Below are 17,165 nucleotides of genomic sequence, written 5' to 3'. Positions count from 1 at the left end.
GCTAAACCCATTTTAAAGAGTAAATAGCAAATCATGGCTAACGAAAAAAACACCGATTCTAATTTGCAGTCAGAAGACAACCGTTTGGTCGCAGAGCGACGCGGTAAATTGGCTGCATTGCGTGAGCAGGGTAATGCGTATCCTAATGACTTTCGTCCAACCGCTTACGCAGCCGATCTTCAGAAAGAGTTTGGCGAATTTGAAAAAGCCGAGTTAGAAGAAAAAGATCATAAAGTCAGTATTGCCGGACGTATTGTCCGTAATCGTGGTGCTTTTATGTTGCTACAAGATATGACAGGGCAGATCCAAGCTTATGTAAACCGTAAGGCTTTATCTGCTGAATTACTAGCCGAGCAAAAAACTTGGGATCTGGGGGATATTATTGGTGTATCAGGTCCTGTTCATAAGTCAGGCAAAGGGGATTTGTATATTGACATGCAATCTGCCCAGTTACTGACAAAATCCTTGCGACCATTGCCAGACAAACATCATGGTTTGGCGGATATGGAAATGCGTTACCGCCAACGTTACGTGGACCTGATTGTTAACCAAGAGTCCCGTGATACGTTTCAGGTACGCTCAAAAATCATTTCGACTATTCGTCGCTTCTTAGAAGACCGTCGTTTCATGGAAGTTGAAACTCCCATGTTGCAGACCATTCCAGGAGGCGCTTCGGCTCGCCCGTTTATTACCCACCATAATGCCATGGACATGAGCATGTATTTGCGAATTGCTCCAGAGCTATATTTGAAGCGCTTAGTAGTCGGTGGTTTCGAACGAGTTTTTGAAATTAACCGTAATTTCAGAAACGAAGGGACGTCTACTCGGCATAACCCAGAATTTACCATGATCGAGTTTTACCAAGCCTACGCGGACTACAAAGACTTGATGGACCTTACGGAAGACATGTTGCGTACTGTGGCAGAAAAAGTACTGGGTACCACGAAAGTGACATATCAAGGTTCTGATTATGACTTTGGTGCTCCATTTGTCCGAATGACCATGCTTGAGTCGATTTTGCATTACAACCCAGAGTTAACGGAAGAAGATCTATCTACGGTTGAAAAAGCTACTGAGGTTGCTAAAAAACTTAAGATAGATGTTAAGCCAATCTGGGGATTGGGTAAGCTTTGGACTGAGATATTTGAAGAAACAGCAGAGCATAAATTAGATCAGCCTACCTTCATTACGGAATACCCAGCAGAAGTATCGCCTTTGGCACGACGTAATGATGATAATGAATTCATTACGGATCGTTTTGAGTTTTTTGTTGGTGGTCGTGAAATTGCTAATGGTTTCTCAGAGCTTAATGATCCAGAAGATCAAGCGGAACGTTTTAAGCGCCAAGTGGCTGAAAAAGATGCGGGTGATGATGAAGCGATGCACTATGATGCAGACTATATCAATGCACTAGAGTATGGCTTACCACCTACCGCTGGAGAAGGGATTGGTATTGACCGATTAGTCATGCTGTTCACAGATGCACCGTCTATCCGTGATGTGTTACTTTTCCCTCATATGAAGCCCCAGGACTAAACTGGCCGGTAAGGACATAACGTATTCAATAAGGCCTCTAATGAGGCTTTATTTTTGCACTAAACATTTTAAGGATGCTGCCATGAGCCGTTTTTGGACAGATAAAATTGCTTCACTTGACCCCTATGTACCTGGTGAGCAACCTCAAGACAAACAGTATATAAAACTCAACACAAATGAGAGCCCTTACTCGCCTTCTCCACTGGCTTTGCAGGCTATGGAGGAGCAGGTTAGCGAAAAGCTACGTTTGTACCCAGACCCAAACTGTAATGAGTTAAAGTCGGCAATTGCCAGAAATTTCCAGCTAGGACCTAATCAAGTGTTCGTTGGAAATGGCTCAGACGAAGTGCTCGCGCTAGCCTTTATGGGGTATTTTACAGGGGGAAACCCCTTGGCCTTTGCCGACATTACCTATAGTTTCTATAAAGTATATGCTGGTCTATATGGCATTAAACCTATGTTGATTCCGTTGACTGAGAGCTTCGATATTGACCCCGCGGACTATCAGGATTTGTCTGTGAGCGGTGTGGTAGTGACCAATCCGAATGCGCCAACGGGTAAAGCGTTATCCTTAGAGAGCATTGAATCTATCTTAAAGGCTAACCCAGATGTCGTGGTATTGGTTGATGAAGCCTATGTGGATTTTGGCGCACAAAGCGCCGTGGCGCTGGTAAATCAATATGCCAACTTATTAGTCGTACAAACTTTGTCTAAATCTCGAGCTTTAGCGGGAATTCGAGTGGGTTATGCCCTTGGGCATCCAGAATTAATTGAAGGGCTTGAGCGTCTTAAAAACTCATTTAACTCTTACCCTATTGACCGTATTGCATTAGCCGGTGCCACCGCGGCTATAGAGGATACTCAATATCTAAATGAGATATGTAAAAAGACCATAGCGACTCGAGAAAAAGCCACTCAGCAATTGCTAGAGTTAGGTTTTCAGGTACTTCCTTCTGCGACCAACTTTGTGTTTGTCACCCACCCTGAAAAAGACGCAGAAAACTTATATTTAAGCCTTAAATCCAGAGGTATTCTTGTGCGTTTCTTCGGAAACAAGCCCAGAATCGGTAATTATTTACGCATTACCATAGGGACGGATGATGAGATGCTGGCATTAATTAATGCTTTAAAAGAGATTTAAAAAGCGATCTGGAGAGTTTAGGCTCTCCAGATACCAGTATTAAGCCCCATAGTGAATCGCGCAAGCCATATTACGTACTGCTTTTAAAATAGCGAAGGGCACATCAGCACTTGTGCTTGGTGTTGTTTCAGACGGCACACCATACCATTGTGTTTTTAGTATTCCAACTTCACCTTGAAATGATATGTCAGTGTGCATTTTATCTTCAATAGGGTCCGCAACCAATCTTACTTTCGTGGAATCTAAGCCGATTGTTGCTAAAGCGAGCATGGCGCTTATGTTGCTACTTTTTGGGAACAAATTTGCCGCTTCTCTCGCGTTGCCTTGGAAAAAGCAAGTTGGCTCAGTTAGGGCTTGTAGGTCAATGAATTGCTCAGCGGGAGTGTTGCGCCATGACGCCACAGGCTTGGTTTGAGTCATAGAAACATCATCAACGTGGCTTAGAGCCGCTGCTGACATCCAATCAATGGCTGGAAGAGCGCCAGATGATAAGAGTATCTTTGTACCTGCCTGTTCTGCGCATTGGACTAGCTTGGTGAATATTTTGTCATCTGTGAAGAGCCCTATACTAGAAACTAATAGGGAGATACCTTCACTTAGGATTGTTTCTCCATACTGGGCTAAGCTGTCTTGGCCGGCGGCTTCAATTACTAAATCCGGTTGTGCGGCCAGTAGAGTTTGTATGTCATCGGTAATGAGAGCTTTAAATTCAGTGTCTTTGTTTTTTAATAAATCGAGATACTTAATCTTATTCCGGCAGAGCAACGAGACCAGTGTAACCTTGCCTGCCTCTTGATTATCAATCGCTTCCGCGACCTTTAGTCCTATTGCGCCAAGCCCAATAATAGCTACTTTTAAAGGTGATGAAGTTGTCATTGTTATCCTACTTTTAAAATCTAATAAGGGGTTAAAACAGTAAACTTGGGATTGCCATACTTAGCCAAGGTACGTATGTAATGATTAACAGGCCAATTAGCATGATGCCCACAAAGGGTAAGCAGCCTTTAAAGATTTCAAATAGCCCCATTTTAGAAATGGCCACGGCAACAAAGAGATTTAAACCTACAGGTGGTGTAACCATTCCCACTGAATAGTTAACCAGATTGATTATGCCGAAATGAACAGGATCTATGCCTACCTGAGTGGCGATTGGAGTCAATAATGGGGCGAGCACAATAATGGCTGAAGCGCTGTCTAAGAAGAAGCCTGCAATAAGCATAATGATATTTAGAAAGGCTGTGATTGCCGTAGCAGAGTCGCTTAGTGATAGAACTGAACTGGCAAGTGCTGAGGGCGCGCCAGTCATGGTTAACAACCAAGAAAAAGCAGACGCTCCTGCTGTTATCAGCAACAGTGACCCGGAGGTTAATCCTGTGGTTTGTAAAATTTCCCAGAGATCTTTAGGGGTTACTTGCTTGTATACCACCATTCCAACAAATAAGCCGTAAGCACATGCTACCGCAGCGGATTCCGTTGCCGTAAAAACACCACTATAGATGCCACCTAGTAATATGACGGGGAGTCCAAGCCCCCAAGCTGAGCCTTTAAATGCATTAATGGCTTCTTGCAATGTAGGGAAAGCGCTACTAGGGTAGCCTTTCTTTTTGGAATACAACATGCAGTATAGGATTAAGAAACCACCCAGTAATAGGGCGGGTAAAATGCCCGCGGCAAATAGCTGGCCAACGCTGGTGGCGGTGACTGAACCGAATATGATCAAAGCAATACTCGGAGGGACAATTGGGCCTAGTGTACCTGCGGTTGTAAGTAGGCCTATGGCAAAACGTTTGCTGTAGCCTGCTTCAACCAAAGCTGGGAACATGATACTGCCAATTGCCACCACGGTGGCAGGACTGGAGCCAGAGATCGAACCAAAGAATAAGCAAGACAGAACGGCTGCAGAGGCCAAGCCACCTGGTGCCCAGCCGATCAAGACTTGTGCTAGTTTGATCAGACGAGCGGAAAGCCCTCCAACTCTCATTAGCTCTGCGGCTAAAATGAAAAATGGAATGGCCATTAAAGAAAAATTGTTCATCCCAGAGAACATACGCATTGGAACAATGGTCGGGTTCATGTGACCGCTGATTTCCATTGCTCCTATGACGGATAGAGCTAATGAGCCGTAAATTGGCAGCCCTAACAGCAGTAAAATTAAAAATAGTGGCAGTAGTAAAGTGGTCATAGTGATCTACCTTTGCTGAATAGTGAGTGCGTTATCGACGAGACCAAATGCTTGAGAAAATTAGGTCGATATAACGAATTATCTGCAGCATGGCGGTGAGTGGGATAAAAGCATAAATAAATGCAATGGGAACTCTCAATGTCGGAGAAAGTTGGCCACGACCTAGGGTGGTAAAAAATAAATTGCCGCCAAAATATAAGAGTGCGGTCGCAAAGAGTATTCCTATACCGGCTGAAATAATGATGAAAACCTTATTGAGTGATTCAGGTAAGCAAGATTTAAGTAGATCGACCGTAATATGGGAGCCTTTACGTATACCTAGGCTTGTTGAGAGAAAACTCATGGCAATGATTAAATATAAAATCGCTTCTTCAGCCCAAAAAATAGAGTCGTTTAATACATACCGAAAGAAGACTTGAGCAAAGGTCATGATAGAAGCAAGCGCCAGAATGCATGCGATGAGTATGCCTTCGACCTTATCTAGTTTTTGGTTAATTTTATGGAGCATATTCTCTCTCATGGTCATTATTTCTAAGCAGAGTTTCAAGGAAATAGGGATGCTTTTTAGAGGCACCCCTATAACGGTTACTCTTGTATTTCTTGGTACACTAAATCGAGTAGGTCAGAGGTGATGGTCTCTCTGAACTCTTCGTGCACCGGTTGGCTTGCTTCTACAAAGGCTTGAATTTGCTCCGGGCTTAGGAGGGTAACTTGGGTATGCTTTTGAATGTTTTCTAAAGCAGAGGCTTCCAATTCATCCGTAAGCTTTCGGGATAAGTCGCGGGCGTTATTGAAGGCTTCTGTCATGACTGATTGTAGGTCTTCAGGTAGGTCATTCCACGCTTGTTTGTTCACAATAGCAGCATAACCATGATACGCATTGGAAGTAAGGGTCATATATTTTTGAACTTCGTAAAAGCGTTTGCTGGTAATGTTTGCAATTGGGTTTTCTTGCCCTTCAATGACGTTCTGTTGGAGGCCATTGTATACCTCGGTATAAGCCATGGCCGTTGGGTTCGCATCAAAATTACGGTAGGTGCTCAATAGAATCGGTGATTGCATGGTTCGCATTTTGATGCCTTTAAGATCTTCAGGCTTCTCAATTGGGCGAACATTGTTTGTCATGTGCCTGAAGCCTGCTCCCCAGAAATTCACCGCATGCATATCGTGGCTATCAAGGGTGTCTAAGATTTTTCTGCCTGCGGGTCCATCTAGTACCTTCATCATGAGCTCTTTAGAAGGCAATAAAAATGGTAGATCTAATATCTGTACACGGGGTTCAAAGTTACCAAGCGTCGCAGTTGGGGGAATGGCGATTTGCACCATGTTCATTTGCAGCTGCTCAATGATCTCCACATCGCCACCTAATTGAGCAGCAGGCAATACATTGATTGCAATTCGACCATTGGACTTCTCTTCAACTTCTTTTTCAAATGCCAATGCTGCTTGGCCATTTGGTGTTTCGTTGATTAATACATGGGCAAAAGTAAAATTATAATCCGCAGCTAGGGCAGATGTGCCCATAACTAATGCCAATGTAGTGAGTAGTGATTTCTTGATCATCGTCATTTACCTTCTCTTATCAGTGATTAGGGGCTGTTCGTTTTCGTTGTAATGATTAAAAAATAGGCTGGCTGTGATCTATTAGCAATAGAAGTTTATTTACAGTTGCTGTAAATTAATTTACAGAGTGTTGGGCTTTATAGGATTTAATTGAAAACTTAACGCTTCAGTGAAAAATGCTCGGTCGTGCAAAAACAGTGCATTTATTGTTGTTGTGCACTGTTTTGGTCTATTTTTCAGGGATTTTGAGATTTTAAATAAAAGTTCATTCTAGTTTTTTATGCAAAAAAAATTACAGTTTCTATCCATCTTAACCAAGGCTTTAACATGAATGATCCCGTGAATTTATTGTCCATTAATTGGAATGACTTAAAGTTCTTTTTAGCGCTTTGGCGTTATAAAAGGCTCTCAACTGCAGCTAATAAGCTAGGTTGTACTCATGTCACCATCGCTAACCGAATTGAACAGTTAGAAATGGCCGTTGGTACCAAGCTTTTTATGCAAAACAGCAAGGGATTTCATTTAACAAAAGCCGGTGACAACCTACTCCCATACGCTGAAAAATGCGAGCGCACATTGAAGCTTGCTTCTGAGATCTATCGTAATGATAAGGAAATCCGTTCAAAAATTCGTATCGGCGTGACAGAAGGGTTTAGTAATTATTTCTTATCGGATAGGTTGCCAGTATGGATTAAAGGAAAAAATATCGATATCGAGTTGATTTCTTTAGCAGGCGTTACCTACATCACCAGTGGCGAAGTGGATATAAGTATCACGATAGGGCCGCAAAAGGGGAATAACATTATTCAACGCAAGCTTACCGATTACACCTTAGGCTTGTTTGCCAGTAAAGAGTATTTGGCCTCCCATAGGCCTGTGGCGCATCACTCGGATTTAATGGAGCACGCATTTATTGGCTATATTGAAGATCAAGTATTTTCTAATTTACTGAAATATCAAGGAGAAATTCATCCAGACTTACAGTTCGTTTATAAGTCAACGACCATCCATACTCAGTGTAAGGCGGTTCGAAGTGGCTTGGGGATTGGTATCTTACCGCACTTTGTTTCCTATGGTGACGACAGCATTTGCCCGGTTTTACCGAGCTTTCTGTTACATCGAGAATTATGGATATCAACCAGCAAAGATTTGCATCAGTTTAAAGAATTGAAACAAACTTGGGAGTTTATTATAAACGCTTGCGAGCAAGAAAATAGTCGTTTCCACTCCTAGTCACTGGCCAGTGCTATTCAATCAAAATGTAATAGGTATAACCTGCTACTAAGGCCGGAACAGATGAGTAAAGAGTGGCGATAAGCGCAGCTTTAGGGGCCAGGGCAATCGCTGGAAACAAAGCGTCACCATCGTTACTGATGCTATTTGCTATTTGCGCAGATAAAGGGATGCTACCTTGTAGGTACAAGCCTGTAACCATGATTTGAGGGCCGCAACCGGGCAGTAAACCTACTAGTGTGGCTAACAATATTGAAGTACTGCCCCAATGTTTGATCTCTTCTAGGGCGCCTTCGCCAAAGAAAGCAAGGCCAAGTTCAAAGAGTAAGAATGCCACGACGACCCAAGTGGTAACGAATTGCGTATCTTGCGCCACTTTACGTAACCAATTATAAGGGGGTGGGTTGCTGTCTTCTTTAGCCAGTTCTGAATACTTGCCTGTTTTAGCACTCAGAGCCCATAGTATGATGCTCAGAACCCCACCACATACTCCTAATAATTCTGTGGTCTGGGCTGGAAGGCTAAAAAAATGGTCTGTATCAATTTGTAGGGCGAATAATATGGCAATGATACTCGCCGGGACTAACACTAGGCCCCAAAAGCTAAGACTAAAAAAATCTATTGCCTGATTAAACTTTACTCCATAGCTAGATGTTTGTTGGTCAGTAGAGGGGGGCTTTTTAGCGAGAGGTAAACGAGGGTGTGGTAAATAATGCTGTGTTATTAGTCCTGCAATGATACCAACAAAAAAGCTAATGCATAGAACAATGAGCGCATCCTGAGGTTTTTGGCTAATGAGCAAAAAAGCGGCGTCTCCCATTGTACTAGTGAGAACAGCTATAACCGCTCCGAAGTTTGTTTTACCTTGAGTGTATTGAGTGATGACCAAAATAGCCCCACCGCAACCAGGTAAAACCCCCATAATCGCAGCTAAGTAGACGCTTCTTGATGGGGTGATTGCCACCCAGTTTTGTAAGGGTTTGGTATTAAGGTAATGTGTTACGCTATAGTAGACACACAGAGTCATGGCTACAAAAGCGGAGACCTGTAAAAATGCTTCGGCCAGCACCTCGTTGACAATGGGTCTAAAGTTCGGCAAACACCATATCAATAAGATAATGGTAACCAGCATAAAGCGCTTATTTAGAACCAATGAGCCGTGGCTAAGATAAGAGTATGTTTTTGAGTTCATGTGTCTATCATATACTAAATGATAATAATTCCCATTATTATTTTTTTGGTTTCAAAACTTGGAGAGGAAAATGCTTACCTGTCAGCAGTACGACTACATAGAATTGGTTTGTATGTATCGTTATCCAGTAAAGTTGATAATGGAATTTGGAGAGGTTGTTTTAGGGACAGCTTGGGATACAACTCGAAACGATCTGGGGGAAGAGAGTATCAAGCTTAAAGGCTTGGACGGAGAAGAAAAAATTCATGCTCTGCATGAGATACTTGAATTAGAGGTCATGGAGGACAATCCACATTTTAAAATCCTTTCATTGCGACTCGCGCAAGCTAAGTAGAGAGACCGACCTAGTGCGTCATTGTAGAAGTACATACACTCTTTCAAAATCATGTATCGAACTGATTTTTACCTTAATGGATAGAAACTTGATAGGAATAATATCTAATGGAAAAATTACGCGCTCAAATAGGAAATATCATTTTGCTGGTAGCTGTGTTGTCGGTTATTGCCGTAGCAATCATGATGCTTGGTGCTCGTTTTAATTTATGGTTACCGATCGTGGGTTTTGGCATGGTTCGCCAATATATGAACCCATTGGGTTTTGCCGTGCTGACTTTAGGTGCGCTAGGGGGCCTTTACCATTTGTTTTCTGCCAACCGAGTGGGCATGGTGAAAACGGTACTGGCAACACTAATCGGGGTTGGCCTTTTATTACCAATGATCATAGGTACAATTTCGCCTCCACCTCGTGTACCACCAATTCATGACATCACTACTAATACCCAAACACCACCGGAATTTTTAGTACTAGATGACACTCGCGAAGGTGCACGCAACAGTTTGGTATATGGCGGTCAAGAGGTGGCGGCCATGCAGCTGCAGGCTTATCCTGATATTGCACCAATAATGGTGTCTGCAACCCCAGAGCAAGCCTTTCAAAAAGCCTTGTCTGTCGCCAAAGATATGAATTGGTCCATTGTGGCTGAAGATTTGCAAGCTTATCGTTTTGAGGCCAGTGCCAAAACATCATTATACCAGTTCGTTGATGATGTGGTGGTAGTAGTTACGCCAAATGAAAATCAGGTACGAATTGATATTCGCAGTGTGTCTCGTATCGGCCGTAGTGACCGTGGAGTGAATGCAGCTCGTATTCGTGCCTTCGTGAGCGCGTTTAATCAAGATTAAGTGAGCTTTAAGTAATCAAGATAAGAAAGACCCACTCAGTTAGCGGGTCTTTTGCTTTAGGGGCTTAGTAAGCACCAGCACTGTAGATCAATTCATAGCTGTGGCTATAAATTTCTAATATGTTGCCGAATGGGTCTTCCATATAAATCATGCGGTAAGGTTTTTCACCAGGGTAGTAGTAACGTGGCTCAGCCATGCGCTTTTTACCGCCGGCGGCAACGATACGGTCTGCTAACTCTTCAACGTTTGGGTCTTGCACGCAGAAGTGGAAAATGCCAGTTTTCCAGTATTCAAAGTTGTTTTCAGGGTTTTCTTGGTTTTTAAATTCGAAAATTTCTACCCCTATTCGGTCTCCAGTCGAGAGGTGAGCGATGCGGAATTTATCCCAGTTAGGGCCAAAAACATCGGTACACATTTCACCAATTGGGCTTTCATCTTCTTGGATTTCGGTTGGTTCCATAATGAGATACCACCCCATTACTTCAGTGTAGAATTTCACGGCTTCTTCTAGGTTAGGTACGGAGATACCAATATGTGAAAAGCTGCGTGGATAAGTGTTTAACATAGTATGACTCCTGTTGTTTTGTTAAGGAGTAGTGTATAAAATACAAAATATTATTTGAAATTATTAAAAATTATTATTTTGAGAATATTGAATAATGATTAGCCCTGTTTTTCTTCGCACCTTTTGTACTCTCGCTGAAGTAGGCCACTATACTAAAACCGCTCAACTTTTAAATATGACTCAATCTGGTGTCAGCCAGCATATTAAAAAATTGGAAGAACAATTTGCTGTCGCTTTGTTTGTAAAGCAGAGCAAACCCATGAGTTTAACGGATGCTGGAGAGCGATTATTCAAGGAGGCTCAAGAGATACTGTTTGCCTTGGAAGAGTTAAAAACCACAGTGGGGGAGGACCCCCATGACAGGGGACTCGTTCGTTTGGCATCGCCTGGTAGTGTTGGTCTTAAATTGTATCCAAATTTGTTGGCGTTACAGCAGGGTACGCAGCTTGTGGTCGATTATCGTCTTGCACCGAATAACGATGTTCTTCAATCCGTTGCGGATCATAAGGTAGACATTGGTTTGGTGACCTCACTTTCTGAAGCCGACGATTTAAACTGTCGAGCGATAGCAACGGAGGAGCTGTGCTTAATTACGGCCAAATATGTGCAAGACGTAAGCTGGCAGGGCTTAGTGGATTTAGGCTTTATTAATCATCCCGACGGTTTTCATCATGGAAAAACATTGCTTGGCGAAAACTTTAAAGAATTTAAGAGTATGCAGCAGTTTTCAATCAAAGGTTTTTCAAATCAAATCGGACAGATTTTATTACCGGTTTCTATGGGGCTTGGGTTTACTGTGCTACCACGTTTTGCCTTTGAAGCCTTTAGTGATAGAGATCGGTTAAAAGTGCATACTTTGGATACAAAATGTAACGAAACTATCTTCCTTGTTACGCACCGATATAAAAATTTACCTAATCGAGTCAAGCTGGCGATCCGGGAAATTGAGTTGTGTTTAAAATAGCTGATTAACTGGATTTTGTTGATTATATTTGAAGTGCCTAGGAGGAAACATGCTGTTAGTGCATCGACAAGCAATGAGTTTGTTGGGTATGGGCAAAAGGTTATCTGCAGGAGGGGAATTAAGCCCTAAAGTAGAGTCTATTAAAAGTCTGCATCAAACCTACTTGAAACGTGTCAAAGTCGACTTTTCCCAAGGTGATAGAATGTATGGTGTTTACCATGATTATGATACCGAACATAAATCAGGTTACTCTGTCTTTGTCGGCGCTTCTTCCTCTCGTGACCAACAGGGTCAGGCCTTGCAAAAACTGCATATTCCCGCAGGAAACTATTTAACCTTTTCTGGAAAAGGGACAATGCCCCATGTGGTTGTTGCTGTTTGGCAAAAGGTTTGGGATTACTTTAATCAAAAGGACTGTCGATACGAACGCAATTTCTCAGTGGATTTCGAGTACTACACGAGCCCTAATACAGTGGTTATCTATATTTCAGTGAAACTCAAGACAAGTTAGAGGCTAACTTGTCTTGAGTTAACCTTCTAAGGTAGGCCATTAAGCTTGTTCTTGATGGCCGCTTCAATACCCACGGCGTCCAGCCCCGCTCGTTTTAACATGGCACTATGGCTAGCATGCTCTTCGTATTGATCGGGTAAGCCAAGTATCAAAATGGGAGTGGAGGCGTTTTGTGACGTAAGGTATTCGGCCACCGCAGACCCAGCGCCACCCATAATGGCGTTCTCTTCAACCGTGACGATTAACTTGGCATTTAAGTGAGCATTTAAGCATTCTTCATCAATGGGTTTCACGAAACGCATATCTATCAGGCTGGCATCCAGCTTATCAGCGGCTGCTAGGGCATCATAAGTAGGACGGCCAAACGCACAAATAACGATACCTGACTGGCCTGTTCTAAGTGTTCTTGACTGACCGATACGGATCACCTCAAGCTCTTTGGAAAGGGTGACGCCAGGGCCAGTTCCTCTAGGATAACGAACAGCTGCAGGGCCAGCATACTGGTAGCCTGTTTGTAGCATCTTGCGGCATTCGTCTTCATCGGAAGGGGCCATTACCAGCATATTGGGAATACAGCGCAAATAACTTAAGTCGTAAGCTCCCGCATGGGTAGGACCGTCTTCACCTACTAGGCCAGCACGGTCGATGGCAAATAAAACATCAAGGTTTTGCAGTGCTACATCGTGAATTAATTGGTCATAGGCCCTTTGTAAGAAAGTCGAGTAGATAGCGACCACAGGCTTGAGCCCGTCACAAGCCATGCCTGCGGCTAGGGTGACTGCGTGTTGCTCTGCAATGGCGACATCGAAATACCGCTGAGGATAACGTTCGGCAAAATCAATTAAGTCGGAGCCCTCTTTCATGGCAGGTGTGATGGCAACCAGTTTTTCATCCACTGCCGCTGAATCACATATCCATTGTCCAAAAACATTACAGTATTTGGGTTTAGAGTTTTTAGGAGCCAAGGGCTTTGGGTCGGGTTCCACCTTGTTGATAGCATGGTAGCCAATAGGGTCTCCTTCTGCAGGTTCAAAGCCTTTGCCTTTTTTGGTAATAACGTGCAAAAACTGAGGGCCAGAGCGGTCTCGTAAATTGGAGATAGTGGTAACCAAATGATCGAGGTCATGTCCGTCGATAGGACCAATGTAGTTAAAGCCCAATTCTTCGAACATCATGCCAGGAGACACGATACCTTTCATATGCTCTTCGGCTTTTCTGGCCAGTTCTAATGCAGAAGGGAGCCCAGAAAAGACTTTCCGGCTGCCTTCTCGAATAGAATCATAAGTCTTGCTTGCCCATAGGCGGGCGAAATAACTAGAGAGTGCGCCAACGGGCTTTGATATGGACATCTCATTGTCATTAAGAATGACTAGCATGTCGGCTTTGACATCACCAGCGTGGTTTAATGCTTCAAAGGCCATACCTGCTGACATGGCACCATCGCCAATAACGGCAACCGCCTTACGGCCAGAATTTAACTGTCGTGCAGCGAGAGACATACCTAAGGCTGCACCAATGGAAGTACTGGAGTGACCTACGCCAAAAGTGTCGAAGGGACTTTCTTCACGTTTAGGGAAACCTGAAATGCCGTTTTCTTGGCGTATACTTAAGAGTGCTTCACGTCGCCCTGTGAGGATTTTGTGAGGGTAGGCTTGATGACCCACGTCCCAAACAATTCTATCTTCTGGAGTGTTGTACAAATAGTGTAGTGCGACAGTGAGTTCAACGACTCCTAGTCCTGCACCAAAATGCCCACCAGTTTGGCCAACACTGTATAACATGAACTCGCGTAGCTCTCTCACTAGCTGAGGAAGCTGATTCTTTTTAAATTCACGTAAATCAGCAGGCGAGTTTACCTGATCTAGTAATGGTGTATCAGGGCGTGTAGTTGGGATAGTCTCGAACATGGGCACCAGTTGTATGAAAAAATAATCTATCTAAAAGGAACTAAGTATATCAGTGGTTGCGACCAATAATATAGTTTGCTAGCTCTATTAACGGAGTCGCTTTTTCCCCAAAGGAAGAAATGGCATCCATTGCCTCTTGATTTAGCTCGTTAGCTAGCTTCTGAGCGCCTGCAAGCCCTAATAATTTAGGGTAGGTTGGCTTGTTAGATTCAGCGTCTGAGAATTGGTTTTTTCCTAGTGTTTGGGTGTCACTGGTAATGTCGATAATGTCATCTTGCACTTGGAAAGCTAAGCCGATTGCATTTGCATAACGGTCTAAGGCGGTCAGTTCTTTGGTGTTAGGTTGAGCAACACTTAAAGCCCCCATTCTAACGCTGGCTTTAATTAATGCGCCGGTTTTATGTTGATGCATTTCTTCAAGCGTATTGATATTAATATTTTCACCTACATGACTTAAATCGATCATTTGTCCTGTTACCATGCCGTGTCTGCCAGACGCCTTACTGAGCTCTTGAATCAAAAGTAACTGATTTTGGCTTTGATTCAGTTCAGGCTTACTTAGCAATTCAAAAGCAAATGTCTGTAGAGCGTCACCTGCGAGAATCGCAGTTGCTTCATCAAATTGAATATGACAAGTAGGCTTTCCTCGGCGTAAGTCGTCATCGTCCATTGCAGGCAAGTCGTCATGAACCAGAGAGTAAGCATGGATGGCTTCAATGGCTGCCGCGCATGCGTCTGTTAAAGACGTTTCCTTGGTAAATAATGAAGCGGCTGCATAGGTAAGCATGGGTCTTACTCTCTTACCACCGTTGAATAAGCTGTATTCCATAGCTATTTGCAGGTCCTTGGCGGGCGTGTATTGGCTAAGAGCTTGCTTCAAATAATCATCTACTCGATTTCGAGCGTAGGTTGAAAAGGTATCGAGGGTCACGAGTGGTTTTCCGGGTCAAAAGTTTCTAAATGCTCCCCATCTTGCTTTTTGAGTAAGATTTGGACTTTTTGTTCGGCTGTAGTGAGAACAGCCTGGCAGTCTTGGCTAAGCTTTACGCCCTTCTCAAAAGCCTTTAAAGCTTCTTCTAAGGACAGTTGATTAGATTCCAATTGGTTAACGATTGAGTCAAGTTCAGCGAGGTTGTCCTCGAAATGACGAACACTGGTTTTTCTAGACATAAAACGGCTCTCGAATTTTTACCCATGTTTTTAACAGAAAACACCAAACTCTTCGAGCAGAAGGAAGAGAAAGTTACAAATTTTTATGCGTAAGTTCTTAGTCTTGTTCATAGTTTCGTATAATATGGTGCGTATAGTGTCATATTATAGCTTTTTTGGTAGGAGACGTGTGTGGATATCGCAACGCTGATTGGGCTCGTAGGCTCATTTGTGATTGTCTTAATGGCCATCTTGTTAGGTGGCTCGGCAGGGATGTTCGTTGACCCAGCTTCGATTTTGATCGTTTTGATAGGGTCGACGTTTGTAGTACTGATGCAATACCCACTTAAGCAGTTTCTAGGGGCAGGTAAAGTAGTTGGTAAAGCTTTTATGTTTAAAAGTGTGCCAATGGATACCTTAATTGATGAAATTTATGGCTTAGCCGATGAGGCCCGTAAAGGCGGACTATTGTCTTTAGAGGGGAAGGAGGTAAGCCATCCATTTTTATCAAAAGGGATCCAGATGCTGGTGGATGGGCAAGATGGCACTGTAGTTCGCGCGCAAATGTCAAAAGACATGAAAATGGCATTTACCCGTCACGATGAGGGGGCCAAAATCTTTAAAGCCTTAGGTGATACCGGACCTGCAATGGGCATGATTGGTACGCTGGTCGGTCTGGTACAGATGTTGGCGAACATGGACGACCCGAAGTCCATTGGGCCTGCCATGGCCGTAGCCCTTTTAACCACACTATATGGTGCTATTTTAGCTAATATGGTGGCCTTGCCATTGGAGTCAAAGCTGAAAAATCGTGCTAATGAAGAGCTTTTGTGTCAGCAGCTGATACTGGATGCCTTATTAGCCATTCAAGCAGGGCAAAACCCAAGGGTACTCGATGGCGTATTGAAAACTTACATCGCCGAGAAAAAGCGCGTTGAGCGCGAATAATATTGTTGTAGTAAGCGGATTACGAGATGAGCGAAGAAGAAGAACCGGATTGCCCCGAATGTATAGAAGGCTTGCCCGCCTACATGGGGACATTCGCCGACCTAATGTCGTTGCTGATGTGTTTCTTTGTACTGTTGTTGTCCTTTGCAGAAATGGATGTGCTTAAGTTTAAGCAAATTGCAGGGTCAATGCGTGCAGCTTTTGGTGTGCAAAAGCAAATAGAAGCGGAAGCTATTCCAATGGGTACCTCGATTATTGCCCAAGAATTTAGCCCTGGACGCCCAGAGCCTACACCGATTAATGAGGTTAGGCAAAAGTCGGACGATACGCCAGAGAACACCTTAGAAGTGCTATGCCGACCGGATTCGGCTGAGTTAAATGAAAAAGATGGGGCTGGTTCCCAATCGCCAAGTACTTTTGTGGATAAGTCCAGTGCCGATTTGGCTCGTGAACAACAAATTCAACAGACCGAAGAAGATGCTCAGCAAATATCGTCTGTTTTGCGAGAAGAAATTTCTAAAGGTACTGTAGAAGTAGAGACTCAAGAGCAAACCATTACGATTCGATTGAAAGATAAGGGCTCGTTCGAATCAGGCTCTGCCGAGCTTAATTACGACTTTATTCCTATTATTAATGTCGTTAGAGATGTTTTGATAGGCATTGAAGGCACGATTGCCGTTGAAGGGCATACGGATAATATTCCTATTGATAGTCCGCGTTTTCGTTCTAACTGGCAGTTGTCATCAGCGCGTGCTATTGCGGTTGCAGAGGAGCTGTTTGCAACGGGTCAGCTAGATGAAAGTCGCTTTGCTGTGACAGGCTATGCTGATACTCGTCCTTTGGTGCCGAATAACAGCAGTGCTAACAGAGCAACTAATAGGCGTGTAGATATTGTGATTAAACAGAATGATTTATCACGGCCTATTGTTCAGCCAGGTGTCGTGGATGACGATGGTTTATTAGATTTCGAAGAGCTAGGTTTGGATGCTGACAGCTTTGATCTAGCGCCTAACGAAATTTTTTAAACTTGCTGTTAACGACTAAAAAGAGACCTTGAGTCTCTTTTTTCGTTTCTAGAGTTGGATAAAAGCT

At 43.4% G+C, this 17,165-nt stretch carries 18 protein-coding genes; 9 read left to right on the top strand and 9 right to left on the bottom strand.

The window, feature by feature from the left end; translation table 11 throughout:
- Positions 1-33 precede the first annotated feature (33 nt).
- Both lysS and hisC read left to right on the top strand, forming a co-directional pair.
- Complete coding sequence (gene lysS / locus ACYVGZ_RS15340) at positions 34-1,536, top strand: lysine--tRNA ligase (RefSeq protein WP_460757543.1); 1,503 nt, start codon at positions 34-36, stop codon at positions 1,534-1,536.
- Between the two features lie 82 nt (positions 1,537-1,618).
- Positions 1,619-2,677 carry a histidinol-phosphate transaminase gene (gene hisC, locus ACYVGZ_RS15335; RefSeq protein WP_460757540.1) on the top strand — a complete coding sequence of 353 codons (1,059 nt, stop codon included), beginning with the start codon at positions 1,619-1,621 and terminating at the stop codon, positions 2,675-2,677.
- Between the two features lie 39 nt (positions 2,678-2,716).
- On the opposite strand, the gene ACYVGZ_RS15330 is transcribed toward hisC, so the two are convergent.
- From ACYVGZ_RS15330 to ACYVGZ_RS15315, 4 genes are all read right to left on the bottom strand, one after another.
- The gene (locus ACYVGZ_RS15330; protein WP_460757538.1) at positions 2,717-3,553 is read right to left on the bottom strand and encodes an aspartate dehydrogenase; all 837 of its coding nucleotides are present in this window, start codon (positions 3,551-3,553) and stop codon (positions 2,717-2,719) included.
- Positions 3,554-3,584: 31 nt separating this feature from the next.
- Positions 3,585-4,859, bottom strand: a complete 1,275-nt coding sequence (locus ACYVGZ_RS15325) for a TRAP transporter large permease (RefSeq protein WP_460757535.1) — start codon at positions 4,857-4,859, stop codon at positions 3,585-3,587.
- A 31-nt stretch (positions 4,860-4,890) separates the two neighbouring features.
- Complete coding sequence (locus ACYVGZ_RS15320) at positions 4,891-5,367, bottom strand: TRAP transporter small permease (RefSeq protein ID WP_460757532.1); 477 nt, start codon at positions 5,365-5,367, stop codon at positions 4,891-4,893.
- A 77-nt stretch (positions 5,368-5,444) separates the two neighbouring features.
- The gene (locus tag ACYVGZ_RS15315; RefSeq protein WP_460757529.1) at positions 5,445-6,428 is read right to left on the bottom strand and encodes a TRAP transporter substrate-binding protein; all 984 of its coding nucleotides are present in this window, start codon (positions 6,426-6,428) and stop codon (positions 5,445-5,447) included.
- A 321-nt stretch (positions 6,429-6,749) separates the two neighbouring features.
- Here ACYVGZ_RS15315 and ACYVGZ_RS15310 point away from each other — a divergent pair, with 321 nt between their 5' ends.
- Positions 6,750-7,655 carry a LysR family transcriptional regulator gene (locus tag ACYVGZ_RS15310; protein ID WP_460757525.1) on the top strand — a complete coding sequence of 302 codons (906 nt, stop codon included), beginning with the start codon at positions 6,750-6,752 and terminating at the stop codon, positions 7,653-7,655.
- A 13-nt stretch (positions 7,656-7,668) separates the two neighbouring features.
- Here the strand turns inward: ACYVGZ_RS15310 and ACYVGZ_RS15305 are convergent, their stop codons facing one another.
- A complete protein-coding gene (locus ACYVGZ_RS15305; RefSeq protein ID WP_460757523.1) occupies positions 7,669-8,847 on the bottom strand; it encodes a putative manganese transporter in 1,179 nt (392 codons plus the stop codon).
- A gap of 70 nt (positions 8,848-8,917) precedes the next feature.
- On the opposite strand from ACYVGZ_RS15305, the gene ACYVGZ_RS15300 reads away from it, so the two are divergent.
- On the top strand, positions 8,918-9,181 hold the full coding sequence (locus tag ACYVGZ_RS15300) for a Rho-binding antiterminator (RefSeq protein WP_460757520.1): 264 nt from the start codon (positions 8,918-8,920) through the stop codon (positions 9,179-9,181).
- Between the two features lie 107 nt (positions 9,182-9,288).
- Complete coding sequence (locus ACYVGZ_RS15295) at positions 9,289-10,029, top strand: DUF1499 domain-containing protein (RefSeq protein WP_460757518.1); 741 nt, start codon at positions 9,289-9,291, stop codon at positions 10,027-10,029.
- A gap of 64 nt (positions 10,030-10,093) precedes the next feature.
- On the opposite strand, the gene ACYVGZ_RS15290 is transcribed toward ACYVGZ_RS15295, so the two are convergent.
- Positions 10,094-10,594 (bottom strand): lactoylglutathione lyase family protein, encoded by a 501-nt coding sequence (locus ACYVGZ_RS15290; protein ID WP_460757515.1) that lies wholly within the window; start codon positions 10,592-10,594, stop codon positions 10,094-10,096.
- Positions 10,595-10,688: 94 nt separating this feature from the next.
- Between ACYVGZ_RS15290 and ACYVGZ_RS15285 the strand changes: the two genes are divergently transcribed.
- Complete coding sequence (locus ACYVGZ_RS15285; protein ID WP_460757513.1) at positions 10,689-11,558, top strand: LysR family transcriptional regulator; 870 nt, start codon at positions 10,689-10,691, stop codon at positions 11,556-11,558.
- Positions 11,559-11,607: 49 nt separating this feature from the next.
- The gene (locus ACYVGZ_RS15280; protein WP_460757510.1) at positions 11,608-12,069 is read left to right on the top strand and encodes a GyrI-like domain-containing protein; all 462 of its coding nucleotides are present in this window, start codon (positions 11,608-11,610) and stop codon (positions 12,067-12,069) included.
- A 26-nt stretch (positions 12,070-12,095) separates the two neighbouring features.
- On the opposite strand, the gene dxs is transcribed toward ACYVGZ_RS15280, so the two are convergent.
- Genes dxs through ACYVGZ_RS15265 form a run of 3 tightly spaced genes read right to left on the bottom strand, consistent with a single transcriptional unit; the run spans position 12,096 to position 15,146 of the window.
- Positions 12,096-13,976: a 1-deoxy-D-xylulose-5-phosphate synthase gene (dxs, locus tag ACYVGZ_RS15275; RefSeq protein WP_460757507.1), complete on the bottom strand. Its 1,881-nt coding sequence runs from the start codon at positions 13,974-13,976 to the stop codon at positions 12,096-12,098.
- 49 nt (positions 13,977-14,025) lie between these two features.
- Positions 14,026-14,907, bottom strand: a complete 882-nt coding sequence (ispA, locus tag ACYVGZ_RS15270; protein WP_460757504.1) for a (2E,6E)-farnesyl diphosphate synthase — start codon at positions 14,905-14,907, stop codon at positions 14,026-14,028.
- Positions 14,904-15,146, bottom strand: coding sequence for an exodeoxyribonuclease VII small subunit (locus ACYVGZ_RS15265; RefSeq protein WP_460757501.1), 243 nt, complete (start codon positions 15,144-15,146; stop codon positions 14,904-14,906). Before ACYVGZ_RS15265 ends, ispA begins: the two co-directional genes overlap by 4 nt.
- A gap of 171 nt (positions 15,147-15,317) precedes the next feature.
- On the opposite strand from ACYVGZ_RS15265, the gene pomA reads away from it, so the two are divergent.
- A complete protein-coding gene (gene pomA / locus ACYVGZ_RS15260; RefSeq protein ID WP_460757498.1) occupies positions 15,318-16,073 on the top strand; it encodes a flagellar motor protein PomA in 756 nt (251 codons plus the stop codon).
- Between the two features lie 26 nt (positions 16,074-16,099).
- On the top strand, positions 16,100-17,098 hold the full coding sequence (locus ACYVGZ_RS15255; protein ID WP_460757495.1) for a flagellar motor protein MotB: 999 nt from the start codon (positions 16,100-16,102) through the stop codon (positions 17,096-17,098).
- The last annotated feature ends 67 nt before the right edge of the window (positions 17,099-17,165 follow it).

The sequence above is a fragment of the Marinomonas epiphytica genome, from assembly GCF_054780655.1.
This window is presented reverse-complemented; position numbering and strand designations above follow the sequence as displayed.